Origin of the sequence: Streptomyces chisholmiae (genome assembly GCF_031845445.1) — a bacterium.
In the GTDB taxonomy this organism is placed as follows: Bacteria; Actinomycetota; Actinomycetes; order Streptomycetales; family Streptomycetaceae; genus Streptomyces; species Streptomyces chisholmiae.
Genome location: NZ_JAVREO010000295.1, coordinates 1 through 395, shown reverse-complemented (window position 1 = coordinate 395; position 395 = coordinate 1). Strand labels below are relative to the sequence as shown.

The 395-nt window shown below is 70.4% G+C and carries 1 protein-coding gene; it reads left to right on the top strand.

The window, feature by feature from the left end; genetic code table 11:
* Positions 1–240 precede the first annotated feature (240 nt).
* The coding region (locus RM844_RS33270; protein WP_311671145.1) for a helix-turn-helix domain-containing protein at positions 241–395 on the top strand (155 nt) is incomplete at its 3' end.

Sequence of the window (395 nt, the reverse complement as noted above, 5' to 3'; positions counted from 1 at the left end):
TCAGCGGACCGTGTGCGGGACCCGCCCCCCGCGCGGGGCAGCCGGTTCCGACCGGCTGCCCCGCGCGCATGCACGCCGTAGCGCGCACCGGACCGCGCGCCGGTGCGTGCTCCGGTGCGCGGCCGGGGGCTTATACCGCACGCACCTGCTTGTGGCCGTTTCCCAGCGCGGCCGGGGCCAGGGGTGGCAATCTGCTGAGCAGTAGATACGCACAGCTACATAGCCGGAGGTGCACTTTCCGTGCCGTCCAACGTAAATCCCACAGTCAGGCGACGCAGGTTGGGCCAGGAACTGCGCCGCCTGCGCGAACTCAAAGGCATGACGGCCGAGGAGGTGGCGGAGCGTCTGCTGGTCTCGCAGTCGAAGATCAGCCGCCTGGAGAACGGCCGCCGTTC